The following is an 18200-nucleotide window of genomic DNA, read 5'->3' as shown; positions in this document are numbered from 1 at the left end:
GGGGCGCCGGTGCGGGGCGGGGGCCGGGTTCGGACGCACGGGGGCTCAGTGGCGCGGGATGCCGAGGGTGGCCAGCAGGTCCTCGTGGAGCTGGAACCACACGGCGTGATACGAGGCCGTGCCGTCCGCCACGTACTCCAACTCCCCGGCCTTCGCGCGGGCGAGCGCCTCGGCGAGCCGGACGGGGTACCGCCGGAACCGGAGCAACACCGCGGACAGCTCCGCGCAGACGGGTTCGGCGCGCCCGTGGAATTCCGTGAACCGGTTCAGGACCCGAGCGTCGTAGGCGGCATCGGTGTGGTCGTTCATCGTCATGGCGCCGTCGGCGGCGCGCATCTGCCATGCCGTGCAGAGGTCGAGCAGTTCGGGATTGAGGACGAGGAACCGCTCGAACGCCGCGGTCACCGCGGCCCGGGCGCCGGCCGACGCCAACTCGTCGGCGATGCGTGCCGCGTCAGCGGACCGGCCGGCCTCCGTCAGGCCCCAGCCGCCGAAGGCGCCCGCGGTGTGGGTGACGAGTCCCGCCACCGCGAGGTCGATCAGCTCCGACTCCACGTCGGACTCGGCGAGCCCGGTCACCGCGGCGACCCTCGCGCGGCCCGAGAAGCCGGCGCAGCGCAGGGCGTGGAGCACGAGGAGGTCGGTGCTGGTCGGGTGGGACGAAACGTGCCGGGTCATGGTGCTGTCCCATCAGGTGAGGTGCGGGAGAGGAACGGGTCTGTGCGGCCGGCTGCGGCAACGGTCGCGGCGGCGGCAGCGGTGACGGCGTGCGCGGCGCCCCGGCCCTGGGCTCGGGCGACCAGCGCGGACTGCCGCACGCGCACCGCGTGTTCGGCGGCGTCGTCGGCGTTCGGTACGCCGACGGCGGACGCCAGCAGGCCCCGGTCGTCCAGGACGACACGCAGGCGCGGCCAGGCTTCCGGGGCGAACACCCGCCGCAGGCAACGGGCGAAGTCGTCGATCCGCAGCCGTACGAGGCGTCCGGTCTCCGCCGGGTCGGCCGTCGTCACGGCCACGGTGATCCGGTCACCGGCCCGTGCGGCACGGACGCTCTCCTCGGCGGCCTCCAGTCGGTGGCTGCCGAGGAGCACGATCACGCCGTCCTCGTCGAACCCGACCGGGCGGCCGGTGATCAGATCAGGCATTTCGTCCGGCGGGGACCACGGCTCGCCGCAGGGCTGCGCCGCAGGGACGTAGGGCAGGTGCGGGGGGTCCCAGGCGTCGGCGAGCGCGAGGTCGCCCAGATGCGCGCAGGCATGGGCGACGTCGAACGGATCGCCGGACACGAGTGCCGGATCGACCGACGCGCCCGGTCCGTCCAGCAGCCTCAGCACCAGTTCGGCCCGGCGCACCTGCCGGACGGGGCGCACCCCGTCCGGTGTCCGCGACTCCAGCGCCAGCGCCAGCAGCAGCGCCTCCAAACGGGTCACCTGTCCGAACGCGGTGCGGATCGGTTCGTCGTCCAGCACACCGGCAAGGGAACGCGACTGCACCTGACCGAAGGCGGGTGCGTCCCCGGTCAGGGGCACGCGTTCGAGGCGGGCCCGCGCGAACGCGCCGAGCGCCTCGGCCACGCCGGTCACGTCGGCCGTGTCTGCCGTATCGGCCATGCCGGTCACCTCGGCTGGGTCAGCCATGTCGGCCAGCACCGCCAGGTAGAGCGCGCGTTTGCTCGGGAAGTTCGAGTACACCGCGCCACGGGTCAACTCGGCGCGCTCGGCGATCTCGTCGATCTTCGCAGCGGCGTATCCGCGCTCGCTGAACTCCGCCTTCGCCGCAGTCAGCACGGCCGCACGCGTGCGCTCCTGCTGCTGGGCCCGGGACAACCGGACCATCCGCCACCCCTTCCCTCGGCCGTCGGAGACCAAAGGATACCTGGAACATCCCGATGGCGAGCCCATCCGAAACGGAAGGGACGGAGTGCCGGTCCCGCTCTCGGAGTTCACCGTGTTCGCCGGCCGGGGCGCTGTCTTGCCGTCCCGCCGTTGAACGGCTCGGCGGGACCCCGCGTACCAGTCCACTGCGGGGGCGCTGTGCCGTCCGCGCACGGGAACAGCGGGTCGGTGGACGTCTGCCGGTCGCGCCCACCGCCTCGCGCGACGTCCGCCGAGGCGGGCCGGGGGGGCGACAATGCGGTGTCCGAGGAAAGGGTTGAAGGATTTCAGTGGATTCGAGCCGTGCCGTCCGTAGCGCTCTCGTGCCAGCCGCCCCACCGGGGCCGGCGGACAAGGCGAGCGGGGCACCCGTCGATCGGCAAGTGCAGGGCCTTGACGGTCTCCGGGGTCTTGCCGCCCTTTATGTGGTGCTGTTCCACTGCTGGTTGTACACCTTCCCCGGATATCCCGACAGTTCGGCTCCCCCATGGCTGGACGGGCTGATGTACGGGCGCCTTGCGGTCGTCTTCTTTCTGGTGCTGTCCGGATTCTCCCTGGCGATTTCCCCGGCGCGGCACGGTTGGCGGTCGGTGGGAGTCGCCGAGTACCTGCGTCGGCGCGCCTGGCGGATCCTGCCGCCGTATTGGGCGGCGCTGTGCATGAGTTTGATCATCGCCTGGTTCGTGGTGCCGGCTTCGCATTCCGGACCGCCTACCGGCGCGTCCATTCTGGTCTACGGTCTCCTCGGTCAGGACGTCCTCACGGCGCCGACGCCGAACGGGGCCTTCTGGTCGATCGCCGTGGAGGCCGAACTCTACGTCCTCTTCCCGCTCTTCCTGTTCGTCCGGCGGCGGTCGAGTGCGGCGGTCCTGGTGGTGCTGGTGACGATCCCGGTGGTGATCCGCGGCCTGATGGCGCCGGGCGGAACTCCGGTGGAGGGCGCCAACTGGCTCACGCCGCATCTCGCGCCCGTGTTCGTCGCCGGCATGGTGGGCGCCGGAGTCGTCGTCGCGTCGGACCGGGTTCGGCGTCTGCCATGGGGATGGTTCGCCGTCCTGGCCGCCGTGCCACCCTTGGCCCTCGGCGTCGTCCAGGGCTCCGTGTGGACGCTGACGCACTACTTCTGGGTGGATCTCGCCGTCGCTCCCGCCATGACGATGCTGATCGCCGCCGTGGCCACCGGCAGATCCGCCGTCCTCGTACGGGTGTTGACCGCGCGCCCCATTCGTCTTCTCGGTGAGTTCTCCTACAGCCTTTACCTGATCCATCTGCCGATCGTCCTGGCCGTGATCCGGCGCGTGGCCCCGCATTTCGTGTCGCCGGGCCTGCCAACCTTCTGGTTCACGCTCGTCTCGGGCCTGCCGGTCTCACTGCTTGCGGCATGGCTCTTCGCCCGGCTTTTCGAACTTCCCTTCAAGCGGAACAGATCCTGGAGATCAATAGTCGAAAAAACGGGGCGTTCCCACTGGGCCGGCAGAAGCGGGGGGAGCCCACAACGACTGCCGGACGGGCGGGTTCGTGAGAGCCGTCGATCTGACGATGCCGAGACGATCGGCACTCAGCCGGCTCGGCCCGGAGTCCCCGTGCGAGCCTCCGCGACGAACTCGTCGGAGGACTGCTCTCGGCAATCGCCCGGCCAGTGACGTTTTCTCAGCGGTGATCATTTCCAGAGTTCGTTGAGGACGAGGGCGGCGCGGGCGATGTCGCCGATCCGGCCGGGGCTGAGGGTGATGCGTTGCAGGGTGCGCCAGCGCTGTTTGAGTTCGGCAGCGGCTCGTTCACCGAGTGCGCGGATGCCTCTGATCAGGCTGTTCGTGGTCCGGGTGTCTGCGTGTAGGGCGTGCTCGGACTGGCCTTTGGGGCGGCGGACCGGGACGCGGATGCCCATGCCCGCGCCGATGTAGCCCTTGTCTGCCAACGTGGGCAGCCCTGCGACTGCGGCCTTGTACAGCGCCGGTAGTGCGTGGATGCGGGCGGCGGTGATGTCGGGGGTGGAGCCGGGCTCGACGTCGGAGACCCATAAAGGCGTGCCGTCGGGGGCCGCGAGGAACTGCACGTTGCCGCCGAACGCCTTGTGCTTCTGGCTGAACCACAGGTCGTTGCCGTTCTCTCGGAGGCCGGTGACACGGTCGGACTCGATCAGTGTGCCGTCCAGGATCACGTGGGTCATGTCCTTGCTCCGGCAGCGGTCCAGGACCTCGTGCAGGTCCGGGGCCTGGTCCGCGAGCACGTCGATGCCTTCGTGCAGGTACCGGTAGCCGGTGGCCTGGGAGACGCCAGCGTCGCGCGCCAGGCAGTGCATGCAGGCGCGTTCGCGGAACCAGCGCAGCACCAGCACGGCCTGGCGGAACGGGCCAAGCGCCCGAGAGCCCCTTGGTGTGCCGATGCGGCGGCGGTGCGCGGCCAACAGACGTGACAGGTGATCCACGACGTGGCGCGGGACGTCGAGCGTGGCAGCATAGGTGACCAACGTGAAGCCTCTGGTCATTGCGGACATGATCTTGTGGTGAGACCTGTCCTACCAGGGGCTTCGCGTCTATCTGAGACCGCACTGTGTACGCGTCCTGCAGCAACTGCCACATTCATCGCGATGCTTCCCCCTCGTCACCATAGGCGGGCGCCGGCGGCGCTTGCCGCTTTCGGACCCAGGAGGAGAGGTCCGGCACTGGCAGTCGGTTCATCAAGTACACCCAGACAATGATTGTCGCCCCTTGCCACCATCGATGACTGCCCAGTGACGCCACGACCGGGCTCAACGCCAGGATGACGGCCAGGAGAATCCAGTGCCGCGCCGACCATTGCGTTGGCCGCCATTTGATCATCTTCCGCTCCGTCCGCGGCCAGCTGGGTTGTGTGCTCGTGTGCCCGCGACCGTGGATCTTGCCAGATTGCCCCCAGGACGGACAGGCCTGCTCAGGCCTTGGCTCCAGTTCATGCCGCCCTGCCCATGACCGAAGGGGCAGGGCGGCATGTGACCCTGCTGCAAGGCACGGGATAGCAGTGGCTACGTGAACTCCATTGAGAAAACGTCAGTGACCGCGAGGCGCCGATGCGGGCGGTGCGGCAGCGTCCTGCTCCGAGGCACGGGTCCGTACGCCGTACGCCATCGGCAGGATCGCCCGGTGGGACGGAAATCCGAGGTTCGACCGCGCGGTTCACCCGTGCGTGTGGTCATGGCCGTGGGATTCCTCGGCATCTGCGTGCCGACGTCATTTGCGGAGCAGCATCCGCGCATGGACATTCCTGCATGCGACGGAACGCCGTCGGCGGAGGGGAGCCGGCCCGGACCCGAGATCGTCTTCACGGCGGACTTCACTTCCCTGCGTCAATGGGTGGCAGGGCGTTCGTGGGCGTATCCGAACGGTGGGCCGGTCAACCCCGGCGACAACAAACTGGATCACCTGACGGCTGATCCCTCCTACAGCCGCTCGGGCGTCTTCCGCGCCACCCGCCGCGCGGACGGCCTGTGGGAAGCCGGCCTGCTCACCACGGAGGGGAGCGAGGAGGCCTTCACCGTCCGCGCGGGGGATGTGCTCGAAGCGCGGGTCAGGCTGCCGCGTGAAGTCGGGGCCTGGCCGGCCGTCTGGACCTGGCGGGACGGCGGTCAGGAGATCGACGTCTTCGAGTACCACCCCGACAACCCTGATCTCCTGGAACTGACCAACCACGTGCGCGGCGGCAACCTCTACTTTCGCGACCCCGCTGTCCGCCCCGGCGCGTGGATCGACCTGCGTGTCGAGTTCGGCTCCCGGTCCGTGGTCTGGTGGGTGAACGGGAACCGGGTGTTCGCCGACCGGCGCGGCGTGGGACGCACCTGGCACGCCTACCTCATCGTCAACCTGTCGGTGTGCGCGGGGCGTTACCACCCGGCGCCGGAACCACACGTGAAGGAGATGTCGTACGAGGTGCAGAACCTCGTGGTGCGGCGACCGGCCGCGCTCGTGGACGAGCAGTCCGATGAACCCGAACCCGAAGCCGAATCGGAGGTCGTGGCCGGGGGCGACGGCCTGCTGTGACCTGGTGCCGCGTCTCGGTCCGGTGACGGCCACGGCCCTCCCACGGAGGCCACCGCTCCTCCACTGCCCGCGGCCGGCGCCTGTCGGGGAGGCAGGTCGGCCCGGACCATGACCGGTCAACCCCCGCTCGGTGCCGTCTCCGGCTCGGACCGCGGCGCTGCGGTACGGCGGGGGAGCAGCAGCGGGGTCGCCAGCAGGAGCAGGCCGGCCAGGCCGATGGCGGTTCGCGGGCCGAGCAGGCTGCCCAGCATGCCCCAGAGGGCCGTCAGGAGAGCGGTCGAGGCCTTCGTCGTCACCGCCCAGGCGGACAGTGTGCGGGCGACCCGGTCGTTCGCGGTGTGTTCGAGTCGGCAGGTGGTGTACACGGGGTTGAAGACCCCGCAGCAGAGGATGAGCCCGAATTCGACGGCGATGACCAGCAGCAGCCCAACGGTGCCCGGCGCCACGAAGGCCAGACCGAACGGCCAGAGCGCGCGCACCGCCCCCGACACGACGAGGACCCGATGCCCGCCGAACCGGGTGACGAGCGGTCGGGCCAGCCGTGAGCCGAGCAGCCCGCCGATCGAGGGTGCGGCGAAGGCGAGCCCGTACTGCCAGGGGGAGAACCCGAACCGGCCGAGCATCAGGACGGCCAGCAGCGGCTGGCTGGCCATCACCAGGCCGTTGAAGAGGGCGGTGTTGAAGAACAGCGGCCGCAGTGTCGTGTCGGCGAGGATGTACCGCCAGCCGTCGAGCAGGTCCCGGCCCCGCATGCGCGTGTCCGCCCGGCGCTCGGGCCGCGCCTCGTGTCCGCCCGCCGCGCGGATGCCCAGGGCCGACAGCAGGTAGCTGACCGCGTCCGCCGTCACCGTCGCCACCGGACCGAGAAACCCGATCGCCATGCCGCCGAGCGGCGGTCCGATGATCGTGGTCGCCCAGGCCGTGGACTCGAACCGGGCGTTGGCGACGAGCAGGTCCTCGGCCGGCAGCAGCGTCTTCAGGTACGCGCCGGACGCGGCGCGGAAGGTGATGTCGGCCGCCGCGACGACGACGCAGACCAGCAGGAGCTGGAGGAAGGTGAGCACGCCGAGCGCGAACGCGGCCGGGACCGTCAGCAGGGCCGCGGACCGTACCAGGTCCATGGTGATCAGCACGGGCCGCTTCCGGCGCCACTCCACCCACGGGCCGAGCGGCACCGCCGAGACCGCCCCCACCGCAGCCCCGACGGAGGAGAGCGCGGCGACCTCGGCCGGCCCGGCGTGCAGCACCTGAACGGCGATCAGCGGGAACGCGCCGAACGCGAGCCAGGTGCCGAGGGCGCCCGCCCCGTACGCCGCCCAGAGCCACCCGAATTGCCGTCCGAGCCGGTGCCCGGACCGCCGTCCGAGCCGGTGCCCGCGTTGCCGTCCGAGCCGGCGCCCGCTCCGCATGAAAGACCCCCGAACCCTCGCCCTGCACAACCAATCTGCGATCAGAAGCATCAAAGCGATCCCGCTACCTGCGAAGCAAACAACCACCGGGCTATCAGGCACAACCGACAGTTGTGCACGTAGGGTGTCACGCATGGACCTCGACACCGTGCGCACCTTCGTCGCAGCCGCCGACGCGGGGCAGTTCCAGGAGGCCGCCGCCGAACTCGCGGTCACCCAGCAGGCCGTCTCCAAGCGCATGGCCGCTCTGGAGCGCGATCTGGGGGTGCGACTGTTCACCCGCACCCCGCGCGGCGCCGGGCTCACCATCGACGGACAGGCGTTCCTGCCCCATGCGCGCGAACTGCTGCGCGTCGCCGAGCGTGCGGTCGCGTCCGTGCGCACCGGCCGTCGTCCGCTGCGCGTCGACGTGATCGCCTCCCGCAGCGCGCAGTCGGCCCTGATGCGCGGCTTCCACCGCGCATACCCCGACATCGAGCTCGACGTGATGATGATCTTCGACGTCGAGACGGCTGTCGCGGCCGTTCGGTCCGGCGCCATCGACGCGTCCTTCCGCGCGGTCGCCGTGCCCGGCCGGCCGCTTCCCGACGACATCGAGTCCGTCCGGGTGCTCGACGAGCCGCTCGAGCTCCTCACCGGTCCCGCGCACGCCCTCGCGGCCGCCAGATCGGTCACCGTCGCCCAGCTCACCGGGCACCGCATCTGGATGCCCGGCATCGTCCCGGGCACCGAGTGGGCCGCCTACTACGAGGACCTCGTCGCCGAGTTCGGTCTCACGATCGAGGCGACCGGCCCCAACTTCGGCTCCGACGCACTCCTCGACACCATCGCCGACACCCCTGCCCTGGCCACCTTCATGGGCGGGCACACCCGCCTCGTCTGGCCGGCCGGCCACGGCCTGCGGCGCATCCCGGTGACCGACCCGACACCCGTCTATCCGCACTCGCTCCTCTGGCGCCGCGACAACCCGCACCCGGCGCTGGCCACCCTCCGCGCCCACCTCGCCACGGCGGCGACCGGCCACGACGCCGCCGGCTCCTGGACGCCGAACTGGGTGGTTCCGCACTGAAGGCCGCGAGTGATGCGGTCGGTCGCGCGAACAAGACCCGGGGGACGGCGAGAGATCACAGGGGCAGGTGTGGCTGACAGTTCCGTCCCGTAACCTCGTGCGTGCAGGCATCAGTTGCGGCGTGGGCGAGATCGAGGAGACGAGGGTGATCGGACGGGGCATGCGATGGCTTGCTGGCGCCATGACCGTGGTCTGCGCGGTGCTCCTCGGCCCCAGCGCGCCGAGCGGCGCCCTCGCCGGCGGGTCACTGCCCCCCGGAGCCGTCCGGGAGGTCGTACCCCACCGGGTCATGACGTGGAACCTCTGCAACCCCTGCGAGCAGAGCAACGCCGACCGGGCTGCGGAGATCGCCGCCTATGCGCCTCAGGTGATCGGCCTCCAGGAAGCGTGCGCGGCTGACGTCGCGGGGATCCGCAACGAGCTGGAGAGGCGTTACGGGCTCGTCTACCGCGTCGTGTACGGATCGGTTCTCCAGGACTGGGGCCGCTGCGGAGGCCTGCCGTGGAGCCCGGACGGTTACGGCCAGGCGCTGCTCTCCGCGGCGCCCATGACCGGCCGGGTCAACGTGGAATATCCCGACGGCGGATCCGAGGACCGCGGGTACCTGGCGGTCACCACCTCGGTGGGCGGCCGGCTCGTCCGGGTCTTCAACACCCACCTCGCCGAACGACGTCAGGAATCGGTCCGCGCGGACCAGGTCGAGGTGCTCGCGGCGGAGGTGGCCAGGTACGACCGCGCGATCGTCCTCGGCGACTTCAACGCCGTGCCGGACGCTCCCGAACTCGCCCCGATGTGGGCACTGGCCGAGGACACGGACCCCCAGTGCCACCCCTCGCCCGCGGAAGGATGCCAAACGACCACCGACTGGCACAGCAAGTTCGACTACGTCTTCCTGCGCGGCGTCACCGCGCTCGAACACCACGTGCAGCCATCCCGGTACTCGGACCACGACCTGCTCCGCACCGACCTGGACGTCACTCGGGGCACCACGGCGACTGCCGGCGGCACCGCGAGAAAACCGTGAGCAGTGTGCGGCGGGTGTCGCTACCGTCAGGCCCATGGGCCTGACGCGAAGGCGACCCGGGGTACCACCCAGCCGTGTTCCCCTCGATCAGGGTGGTGTCATGAAGGACGTGGTGTGAGGTCATGGACATTGCATTCCGACGGTTCGCCGCCTCCGAGGTCGACACGGTGGCGTGTTTCCTGGCGCGCGACACCTGGCCGTTCCACGTCGCGGCCGACGTCACCAGGGACGATGTGCGCGAGTGGGCCGCCGACGGTGTGTTCGACGGCGAGCAGACCCGTACCTTCTGGATCATCGTGGACGGCGAGGCCGCCGGCCTGATCAGGCTCATGGACCTCGGCGACGACACCCCCTTGTTCGACCTCAGGATCGCGTCGGATCACCGCGGCAGGGGTGTGGGCACCCGAGCTCTCGCCTGGCTCACCCGGTACCTGTTCACCGAGCTCCCTGACACGGAGCGGATAGAGGGCACCACCCGGCAGGACAACGTGGCCATGCGGAGGACGTTCCAAAGGGGCGGCTACGTCAAAGAAGCCCACTATCGCGACGCCTGGCCCGGAGCCGGTGGGCGCCGGTACGACTCCGTCGGGTACGCGACACTGCGCCGAGACTGGGAGACCGGCACCGTCACACCCACCGACTGGCACGACGAGTGCTGACCCGCTCACCTGTGGGCGTGACGGGGAGGACGCGAGGGAACGGACGAGGGGGGCGACCTCATGCGCCCCTGTGCCGGGGCCCTGCTCGCCCGCCGGGGAGCGGACGAGCAGGGCCCCGTCCAAGGCAACTGCCACGCGGATCACGGAACGGCCCGTCGGGAAACAACGGTCGGCCCGTGCGGCGGGGTCAGTAGGTGAAAGCCAGCCCGCGGGTCTTGGCGATGTTCTGCGAGGCGAGTCCGGCGTGAATCTGCAGTCGGTTTCCCTCGGCGTTGGACACGTTCAGCGAGACCCGGAGCCTGTCGCAGGCACCCAGTTGTGACGTGCTGAGATAGAGGGCGTTCGTAGCGGTCTGGTGGTGCTTGCGCTCAGAGATGTTCCACACCGCCACGACGCTCTTCAGCGGGCTGCCGCACAGTGTTCCGTCGCTCTTCTCCGGCTGAGCCTCGATCCACGTGGAAGCTTTGGTGTGATGCGCCGTCGGATCTCCCGGCTCCGCGCATTTGTCGATGCCGTAGTTGGGCGAGACGCCGTCCTTGTCGTTGTTGCAGCTGGTCACGTTGGCGTCCATGACGATCGCGATGCTGTCTGTCCCGCTGGGCGTGTACACATGCTGAAGGACGCTCGTCGTGGTCCCGGGCGCGAGCGCTGCCGGTTCGGCGCCGCCCAGGGTCCACCGGTCCATTCCACTGTGGACGGCTCGCGCCAAGGTGGCGCCCGCCTCGACCCGCATCGTCGGCGTGTTGGTTCCGTCGATCCACGTCGCATAGGGAAGGACCGAGATCCGGCACCGGTACCGGTCCGCCGTCGGAGCGGTGAACGTCCACCGGATCGAGGGCAGGAGCGCCGTCTCGACAGTCGGGACGAAGTTCGCCGCCCAGTAGGCGCCCGTCTCGTATGTGCTCGGCAGAGCTCGTCCGTCCGCGTACATGCAACGGAAGGCGGCGGTCACGCCGACGTTTCGATGCTCGGCCAGTGAGGTGAGGTTCCGGATCGAGACGTCGCGGGACCACAGATAGGACTTCTGACCCGCCGTGGCGTCGAACTCCAGCTTCGTACCGGGGACGTCCGCGTAGTTGAGCGGGTCCGCGGTCGAATGAGCCGCCACGTCGAAACCAGGCGATGTCATCGGATCCGCGCCGCCTGTGCAGATCTTGTCCAGCTCGTGCCACGGCGAAGCGGGGTTCACGGCGTCGGTGTCACTGCTCGCGCCGCCGACCCTGATGCTGCCGCGCAGGGTGTGGTCCGCCGAGCTGGTTCCCGAGCCTGTGTCGAACTGGTACACCTGCGCGGTTACCGGGAGGTTGTTGACGTACGAATTGATGCCGTTGGTGCCCTCACCCAGGCCGTAACGTCCCAACCAGAAGCAGGCGCTCGTACTGGCGGCCGTGAACTTCAGCCCTCTGAGATCGGTACTGGAGTAAAGGCAGAGGCTGTTGGCCGGGCATTCCTCGGCCGCGGCAGCAGGCGACGCCGTGCCGACGAAGCCGGCGAGAACGAGCCCGGCGGCCGATAGGAAAGAGAGGAATCTTGCGCGTATGTGCATCCGAGAAACAACTACCTCTCGCGGGACGACTGGACGGATCACCACTTTACCGAGAGTCGATCTGTCGCCGGGGAGCAAAGAGCCGTCCCGGACTGCTTCTCGTCCTCTCCCCTGCGGCGGTCACCCGGGGCCGTTCACCTGCGGCGGTTCACCTGCGGGCGGACCGCGCCGACGGCGCCGGCCCGGGCCCGCCAGGAGGCGGCGGCACGTGGGTGCCGCCGCCTCCCGGGGCCGTCTCAGGCCTGCACGAGCACCGTGCACCACACCTCGTCGTTGTCGCCGATGCCGCAGTCGGCGATCTCCCCGCTCCGGATCTTCGTCCAGACGCCCTTCGCCCGCCAGTGCCAGGTACCGACCCGCGAGAACCGCTCGTGGTACCCGTGGGAGGCGAACGTGAAGGCGTCCACGTCCTTGCCGGTGCCGTTGCCGCCGCGCGTTCCGTTGCCGAACGTCTCCTGCTTGCACTTGGCGTGCTTGAACTCGCTGCCGGTGCCGCCGCCCCAGTTCCACACGTCGCAGAAGTGCGGGCCCGAGCCGAGACTCATCGTGTAGTGCATCGTCTGGCCGGTCCTGTTCTTCACCGCGCCGCACAGGGAGCCCACGCAGCCGTCCGCGGACGCGGTCGTCGCCCCCGCGACGACCACTCCTGACGCCATGAAGGCGGTGGCGACGACCGCGACGGCCGTCCGGTTCACCCGAGACATCATCTTGCCCATGACAGTTCCATTCGTTTGATCACGTCGGCTCGGCCCACGCCTCGCCCGACCGCGGACAGGACGCCGGCGACATCGGTGGCCGGAGCGCCCCGCGTGCGAGCCGGCCGCAGGCGTTCCGGCGGTCGCGACGGCTGCCGCGATCCGCCTGACGGCACGTGAGATGAGGATCTACGGTGAACCTTGCGAAAACCTTGTGACGGCCTTCCTGTGACGGCCCCGGAGCGAATGACGGAGAACTGCGTGGAGTCCGGGCTCCCGCTCGGCGGAGAATCCGCGTCGCCGACGGGCCGTTCCACCACCTGCTCCGCGTGAGGCACGATGAACCTGCACCTGCTGGGACCCCTGGAACTGCGCATCGCGGGAAGGGCGGTCGACGTCGGGCAGCCGCGGCGGCGAGCGGTCCTCGCGGCGCTGGCGGCCGACACCGGACGGCCCGTGTCCGTGAACACCTTGGTGGACCGGGTCTGGGACACCGCCGCGCCCGACGGAGCCCGTTCGGTTCTCTACTCGCACATCAGCCGCCTGCGAAGGCTCCTTGACGGCGCGGAATCCACGGCAGGCGGCGCCGGTGCGAAGACGCCCCTTGCGCCGATCGTCATCCGCCGGACCGCCGGTGGTTACGTTCTGGAAGGGGACGAGCACACCGTCGACCTGCTGCGCTTCCGCTCGCTCGTCGCGCAGGGACGCGAGCCGCACCTGCCCGACACCCGCCGCGCACACGTCCTGGGGGAGGCGCTGCGGCTGTGGCGCGGAGCGCCGTTGGCGGGGATTCCCGGCGTGTGGGCGGAGCACACGCGGGCCGCCTGGACGCAGGAGCGCGTGGAGGCGGCTCTCGCCTGGGCCCGAGCCCTGCTGCGACAGGCCACGCCCGAGGACGTGCCCGCTGTTCTCCAGCCGTTGCTGACGGAGCATCCGCTGTGCGAGCCGCTCGCCGTGGCGGTGATCCGCAGCCTGGCCGCCGCCGGAAGAGCCGCCGAGGCAGTGCACGCGTACACCGTGATCCGCACCCGGATCCGCACCGAACTGGGTGTGGCTCCGGGCGCCGAACTGCAGACGGCGTACGAAGAGATGCTGCGCGACGCCGGACGGGTCGGGCCGCCGGGTACGGGATCCGCGCCGCCCGCTGCCGGCCCTCCCGCCTCGGCCGCCGGCACGGCGGCCGGCGCGGCCTCCAGTGCGGCCCTCGGCTACGCCCCCGGTGCGGCCCACCTCCCGATACCCGCACAACTTCCCATGGACACGAGCCACTTCAGCGGGCGGGAGCAGCAACTGACCGAACTCACACGGTGCCTGATAGACGGGGACCGCCCGGGCGCGAGGGCGCCCGGGGCTGCCGTGGTCGTCTCCGCCGTGTCCGGCACCGCGGGCGTCGGCAAGACCGCGCTGGTCGTGCGCTGGGCACACCAGGTCCGTCAGGCCTTCCCCGACGGACAGCTCTACGTCGACCTCCGAGGCTATGACCCCGACGAGCCGGTCTCCGCCGCTCAGGCCCTCGCCGGGTTCCTCACCGCCCTGGGCGTGCCCGGCCGGGACATACCGCAAAGGCTCGACGACCGGGCGGCGCGCTATCGCACGGCGGTCGACGGACGGCGTCTGCTCGTCCTCCTCGACAACGCGGTCTCCGCCGCACAGGTGCGTCCGTTGCTGCCCGGGAGCCCGACGTGCAAAGTGGTCATCACGAGCCGGGACTCGCTGTCGTCCCTGGTGTCGGTTTACGGCGCGCACCGCGTCGTCCTCGACGTCCTCTCCCCGCCGGAGGCGCACACCCTGCTGCGCGCCCTGATCGGAGCCCGCGTCGACACCGACCACGCCGCGGCCACCGCCCTGGCGCAGCAGTGCGGGTCACTGCCGTTGGCCCTGCGCGTGGCGGCCGAACTGGTGCTGTCACGCCCCCAGGACCCCCTGGCCCACCTGGTGGAGGAACTACGGGACCACCGCAGGCGTCTGGAGGTGCTGGACTCCGGCGACGGCGACCCCCGGGCGGCCGTACGAGCCGTGTTCTCATGGTCCTACGACCGTCTTCCCGAGCCTGAGGCGCGCCTGTTCAGGCTGCTGGGCCTGCACCCGGGGCCCGACATGGACGCCCACTCGGCCGCCGCCCTGGCCGGCGAGACCGTGCAACGGACGCGGCGGTCCCTGGACGTCCTGGCCCGCGCGCACCTGGTGCGCCGCAGCGGCCCCGACCGTCACGCCATGCACGATCTGCTGCGCGCCTACGCCGCGGACCTCGGGCGCCGGCACGACGGCGCGGCGGAGTGCGACGCCGCCCTCACCCGGCTCCTGGACCACTGCCTTGCGGCGTCGGCGGCGGCCATGGACGTGCTGTACCCAGCCGAACGGCATCTGCGGCCCGTCGTCGAGGCGCCCGGCACCGGTCTGCCGCCGCTGCGCACGGCCGACGAATGCCGCGCCTGGCTGGGTGCCTCGCAGCACACCCTGGTGGCCCTGTGTTCCCGGACCGAGGAGCCCGGGCCTTCCCGGCACACCGTGCGGATCGCCACCACGCTCCACCGCCACTACGAGCGCTCGGGGCATTTCGCCGACGCACTGACCGTGCACACCCACGCCCTGCGGGCGGCCCGCGCGGTGGGGGACGTCGCCGGTGAGGTCGACGTCCTGGTGGGTGTCGGCGCGGTGCACCGGCGGCTCGGAGACTACGAGAGCGCCCACCGGCACCACGCGGACGCGCTGGCGCTGTGCCGGCGGGTGGGCTATCAGGCGGGGGAGGCGCGTCATCTCACCAACGTCGGCGTACTGCACGAGCTGCAGGGCCGTTACCAGGACGCGGCCGACCACCACGAGCAGGCGGTCGAACTGTTCCGCGCCGTCCGTGACGCGCACGGCGAGGCCGACGTGCTGAACAACCTGGGCATCGTGCAGGAACTGCTCGAGGACTACCAGGCCTCCATCGAGCGGTACCAGCAGGCGTTGGCGCTGTACCGGCGGACGGGTCACGCGGTCGGGGAGGCCAGCGCCCTCGGCAACCTGGGGATCGTGCTGGCACGCCTGGGCGACCACGCGGCCGCGGCCGGGCGCTTCGAGCAGGCGCTCACTGTCTTCCGGCGGCTCGGGCACACCGGCGGTGAGGCGCACGCCCTGTCCAACCTCGGGGACGCGCTGTGCCACCAGGGCGCGTACGAGGAGGCCGCCGAGCACCAGCGGCAGGCCCTCGGCCACTTCAGGCGGACCGGGGAACCCTACGGGGAGGCGGGTGCCCTCAACGGCCTCGGCGAGGCTCTGCACGGCGCCGGGCGACACACCGAGGCACTGGAGGCGCACGCGTCAGCGCTGGAAGTGGCCGGCGGTATCGGTGAGCAGGAAGAACAGGCCCGCGCGCACATCGGCGCGGCACGCGTCCGGCAGGGCAGGGGGGAGGTGTCGCAGGCCGTCGACCACCTTCACCAGGCGCTGTCGCTCTACACCGCAATGGGATCTCCACGCGCGGAGGAAACGCGCAAGACGCTCCTGTCCGTAACGGCCGGCTAGCACGGTGACCGGACAGGTCCGTTCCCGGCTCGGTGCACTCGCGATGTCCGGGCCGGCTCGGTCCACTCGCGACGTCCGGGCCGCCCTTGCCCCGGCTCGCCGGCGCGCACAGTCGGGCAGTGACTCAGTCGGCCCGGCCGAGATCGTTGGTCTGGTCGCTCGTCCAAGGACCGGTGGCCCGCCACTGACCGGGACTCAACAGACGTGTCCGCTCGGCCAGTCGGCGCAGGGCGTCGACGGCTCCCTGGTCGAGTTGCGCGCCGCTGTAGCCGACGTACGCCACGACACCGGGCGCAGGCTCCCAGGCCAGTGCGCCGTTGCCGCCGAACGCCGACGTGAGCACCGCGGGTCTGCCGTGCACGGTCCCTGCCGCCCGGACGCCGGTGGCGTACAGCGCGTCCTCGAAGCCGCCGCATCGGGCCACGCCGGTGAAGGTCAGGCCGCCGGAGAGCTCGTCGGTCTCCCCTGTCGCGCGGGAGCTGTAGCGGGTCTCGTTCATGTGAGCCGGCCACAGGGTGTCCGTGGCCGTTACGGACAGCCCGCGCGGTGCGACGACGCGGGGGCGTCCCGATGCGACGCGGGTCGCGGCCGCGACGGCGATCAGTTCGGACCGCGGCAGATCGCCCCGGACCCGGGCGTACGATCCTTCGACCGGCCAGGTGATCTCCCGCGCCGAAGCCCTCCCCGAAACGCCGCCGACCCGGACCGGTCGTCCTGCCGACGGCGCCGCCACGGGGAACGTGACCACCGCGCCGTGCCGTCCCAGAGACCCGCTTCCGTCCGAGCGCCGCAGGACCACGGTCCACGGTCCCGCGCCCGCTGAGCGGTCACGCTTGATCAACGTCGCGCCCCGGGGCAGCGGTATGCCCGCGATCACGAGGCCGGGCGTCTGTCCCGCTCCGACGGGCGCGTCCGGGCCGTGCGGAAACGCGCTGCCGGAGGACGCCGCCGCCGACGGGCTCTCGGGAGCGCGCGGGCCTCGACCGTCGGGCCCGTTCACGGCCACGACCGCCATGACGACCGCAGCGGACGACACGACGGCCGCGGCCGCGAGAAGCATCCGGCGCGACGGTCTCCACGGTGGTCGGTCCGGGCCGCTGCTGAGCACATCACCCATGTCCGCAGTCTTCCCCCTCACGGGGATCCGTGACACTCGTCGGCCACCCGTCCCGAACGCTTCCCGGCGGCGGACGACAGCGGCGGACAACCGGGGCGGACAATAGCGGTATGACCGGACATCGAACGGCAGGTCGGCCGCCGTTTGGAGCGGGCGATCCTGGAGCTGCCGGAGCGACGCGGCCCGACGGCCACCATCTGCCCCTCCGACGCCGCGCGGGCGGTGCAGAAGGGGGGCGACGACGGCTGGCGCGCGCTCATGGAACCGGCACGTCGTGCGGCCCGGCGGCTGGTCGCGGCCGGCGAGGTGGAGATCACGCAGGCCGGCCGCCCCGTCGAGCCGGCAGCGGCCCGGGGCCCCATCCGGATCCGCCGCCGCCGTCGCATTCGCTGAGCGGACAGCCGTCCGGGATCGGGCGCGCCCTAGGGTCGGTTCGCCTCCGGCGCGAACTCGGCACGGAACCGTCCTGCGGGCGCGCTCGCCGCGAAGTCTGCGGCGCGCGGACCGGGTCCGGCGTGCGGACGGTGTGTGCCGCCGCCCTGGCGGAACCGCGCGGGTTCCACCAGGGCGAGCCGAGCCGACACCACCTCCTGTGCGGCCTGCGGCCTGCGGCATGACGCGGTCCGCCGGCCGTCGACGGGCGATCCCCGCAGGACAGGACCGCCGTCACACCGGACGTGGCGGCCGGACGGGAGGAACGGGTGTCAGCGGGTGTAGGTGACCCGGTGCTCCCGCAGCGAGCCGCAGTTGGAGCCGGACACCTGGACGTACACGTTCTTGATGTAGCCGCCCCAGTCGACGCACTGGCCCTTGCCGTAGATGTACGTCGGACCCGCGTAGGACGTGTACCGCCCGTAGTCATCGTCGCTGTTGTCGGTGGCGGGGACGTAGATCCACGCCGACATGTCCAGGGCGGTACCGGGGTTGCTGCGGATGGTCGTGACGCAGTTCTTGCCGTTGGCGGCGTTGTACGTCAGGTAGACCGTGCCCAGCGAACCGACGGGCGCGGAGTTCACGGTCTTGTAGCTGCTTCCGCAGACCTTCTGCGGCGTGGTGTTGGGCGCGGCGGACGCCGGTGCCGCCAGAGCGGTCGTGGCCCCCAGCGACAGAGTCGCCAGCACCGCGGCGCCCAGCATGGAGCGAGTGAAGCGCATATTTCCCCCTTGTGATCTTACGAGTTGGTTACTCCTGCCTTATGTGACCCACGGACCATGTGGATGGTTGTGTCGGATTCACCGGGGTTTTCAGCCATAACTCGCGGCACGACAGGCCGAATTGGGACGC

15 protein-coding genes are annotated in these 18200 nt (G+C 71.0%); 7 read left to right on the top strand and 8 right to left on the bottom strand.

Annotated elements, in window-relative coordinates:
• Positions 1-45: 45 nt before the first annotated feature.
• Together QA802_RS01290 and QA802_RS01285 are read right to left on the bottom strand one after the other, a co-directional pair.
• Positions 46-678 (bottom strand): transcriptional regulator, encoded by a 633-nt coding sequence (locus QA802_RS01290; protein ID WP_334517501.1) that lies wholly within the window; start codon positions 676-678, stop codon positions 46-48.
• Positions 675-1835 (bottom strand): TetR family transcriptional regulator, encoded by a 1161-nt coding sequence (locus QA802_RS01285; RefSeq protein ID WP_334517499.1) that lies wholly within the window; start codon positions 1833-1835, stop codon positions 675-677. Before QA802_RS01285 ends, QA802_RS01290 begins: the two co-directional genes overlap by 4 nt.
• Positions 1836-2257: 422 nt before the next feature.
• Here QA802_RS01285 and QA802_RS01280 point away from each other — a divergent pair, with 422 nt between their 5' ends.
• A complete protein-coding gene (locus QA802_RS01280) occupies positions 2258-3517 on the top strand; it encodes an acyltransferase family protein (protein ID WP_334517497.1) in 1260 nt (419 codons plus the stop codon).
• Positions 3518-3534: 17 nt separating this feature from the next.
• Here QA802_RS01280 and QA802_RS01275 read toward each other — a convergent pair whose 3' ends face one another.
• Complete coding sequence (locus QA802_RS01275) at positions 3535-4344, bottom strand: transposase family protein (protein WP_334534216.1); 810 nt, start codon at positions 4342-4344, stop codon at positions 3535-3537.
• A gap of 763 nt (positions 4345-5107) precedes the next feature.
• Here QA802_RS01275 and QA802_RS01270 point away from each other — a divergent pair.
• Positions 5108-5890 (top strand): LamG domain-containing protein, encoded by a 783-nt coding sequence (locus tag QA802_RS01270; protein WP_334517495.1) that lies wholly within the window; start codon positions 5108-5110, stop codon positions 5888-5890.
• Between the two features lie 116 nt (positions 5891-6006).
• Here QA802_RS01270 and QA802_RS01265 read toward each other — a convergent pair whose 3' ends face one another.
• The gene (locus QA802_RS01265) at positions 6007-7299 is read right to left on the bottom strand and encodes an MFS transporter (protein ID WP_334517493.1); all 1293 of its coding nucleotides are present in this window, start codon (positions 7297-7299) and stop codon (positions 6007-6009) included.
• Positions 7300-7432: 133 nt separating this feature from the next.
• Between QA802_RS01265 and QA802_RS01260 the strand changes: the two genes are divergently transcribed.
• From QA802_RS01260 to QA802_RS01250, 3 genes are all read left to right on the top strand, one after another.
• Positions 7433-8368 (top strand): LysR family transcriptional regulator, encoded by a 936-nt coding sequence (locus QA802_RS01260; protein ID WP_334517491.1) that lies wholly within the window; start codon positions 7433-7435, stop codon positions 8366-8368.
• A gap of 160 nt (positions 8369-8528) precedes the next feature.
• The gene (locus tag QA802_RS01255; protein WP_334534213.1) at positions 8529-9392 is read left to right on the top strand and encodes an endonuclease/exonuclease/phosphatase family protein; all 864 of its coding nucleotides are present in this window, start codon (positions 8529-8531) and stop codon (positions 9390-9392) included.
• A gap of 122 nt (positions 9393-9514) precedes the next feature.
• Entirely contained in the window at positions 9515-10051 is a 537-nt protein-coding gene (locus QA802_RS01250; protein WP_334517490.1) for a GNAT family N-acetyltransferase, read from the top strand.
• Positions 10052-10238: 187 nt separating this feature from the next.
• Here the strand turns inward: QA802_RS01250 and QA802_RS01245 are convergent, their stop codons facing one another.
• Both QA802_RS01245 and QA802_RS01240 read right to left on the bottom strand, forming a co-directional pair.
• A complete protein-coding gene (locus QA802_RS01245; protein WP_334517489.1) occupies positions 10239-11597 on the bottom strand; it encodes a peptidase inhibitor family I36 protein in 1359 nt (452 codons plus the stop codon).
• A 236-nt stretch (positions 11598-11833) separates the two neighbouring features.
• Entirely contained in the window at positions 11834-12313 is a 480-nt protein-coding gene (locus QA802_RS01240) for a hypothetical protein (RefSeq protein WP_334517488.1), read from the bottom strand.
• Positions 12314-12631: 318 nt separating this feature from the next.
• Between QA802_RS01240 and QA802_RS01235 the strand changes: the two genes are divergently transcribed.
• Positions 12632-15799, top strand: coding sequence for an AfsR/SARP family transcriptional regulator (locus QA802_RS01235; protein WP_334517487.1), 3168 nt, complete (start codon positions 12632-12634; stop codon positions 15797-15799).
• Between the two features lie 124 nt (positions 15800-15923).
• On the opposite strand, the gene QA802_RS01230 is transcribed toward QA802_RS01235, so the two are convergent.
• Positions 15924-16859: a hypothetical protein gene (locus QA802_RS01230; RefSeq protein WP_334517486.1), complete on the bottom strand. Its 936-nt coding sequence runs from the start codon at positions 16857-16859 to the stop codon at positions 15924-15926.
• 201 nt (positions 16860-17060) lie between these two features.
• On the opposite strand from QA802_RS01230, the gene QA802_RS01225 reads away from it, so the two are divergent.
• Positions 17061-17309: a DUF3253 domain-containing protein gene (locus tag QA802_RS01225; protein ID WP_334517484.1), complete on the top strand. Its 249-nt coding sequence runs from the start codon at positions 17061-17063 to the stop codon at positions 17307-17309.
• A 311-nt stretch (positions 17310-17620) separates the two neighbouring features.
• On the opposite strand, the gene QA802_RS01220 is transcribed toward QA802_RS01225, so the two are convergent.
• Positions 17621-18070 (bottom strand): spore-associated protein, encoded by a 450-nt coding sequence (locus QA802_RS01220; protein WP_334517482.1) that lies wholly within the window; start codon positions 18068-18070, stop codon positions 17621-17623.
• Between the last annotated feature and the right edge of the window lie 130 nt (positions 18071-18200).

Origin of the sequence: Streptomyces sp. B21-105 (genome assembly GCF_036898465.1) — a bacterium.
In the GTDB taxonomy this organism is placed as follows: Bacteria; Actinomycetota; Actinomycetes; order Streptomycetales; family Streptomycetaceae; genus Streptomyces.
This window is presented reverse-complemented; position numbering and strand designations above follow the sequence as displayed.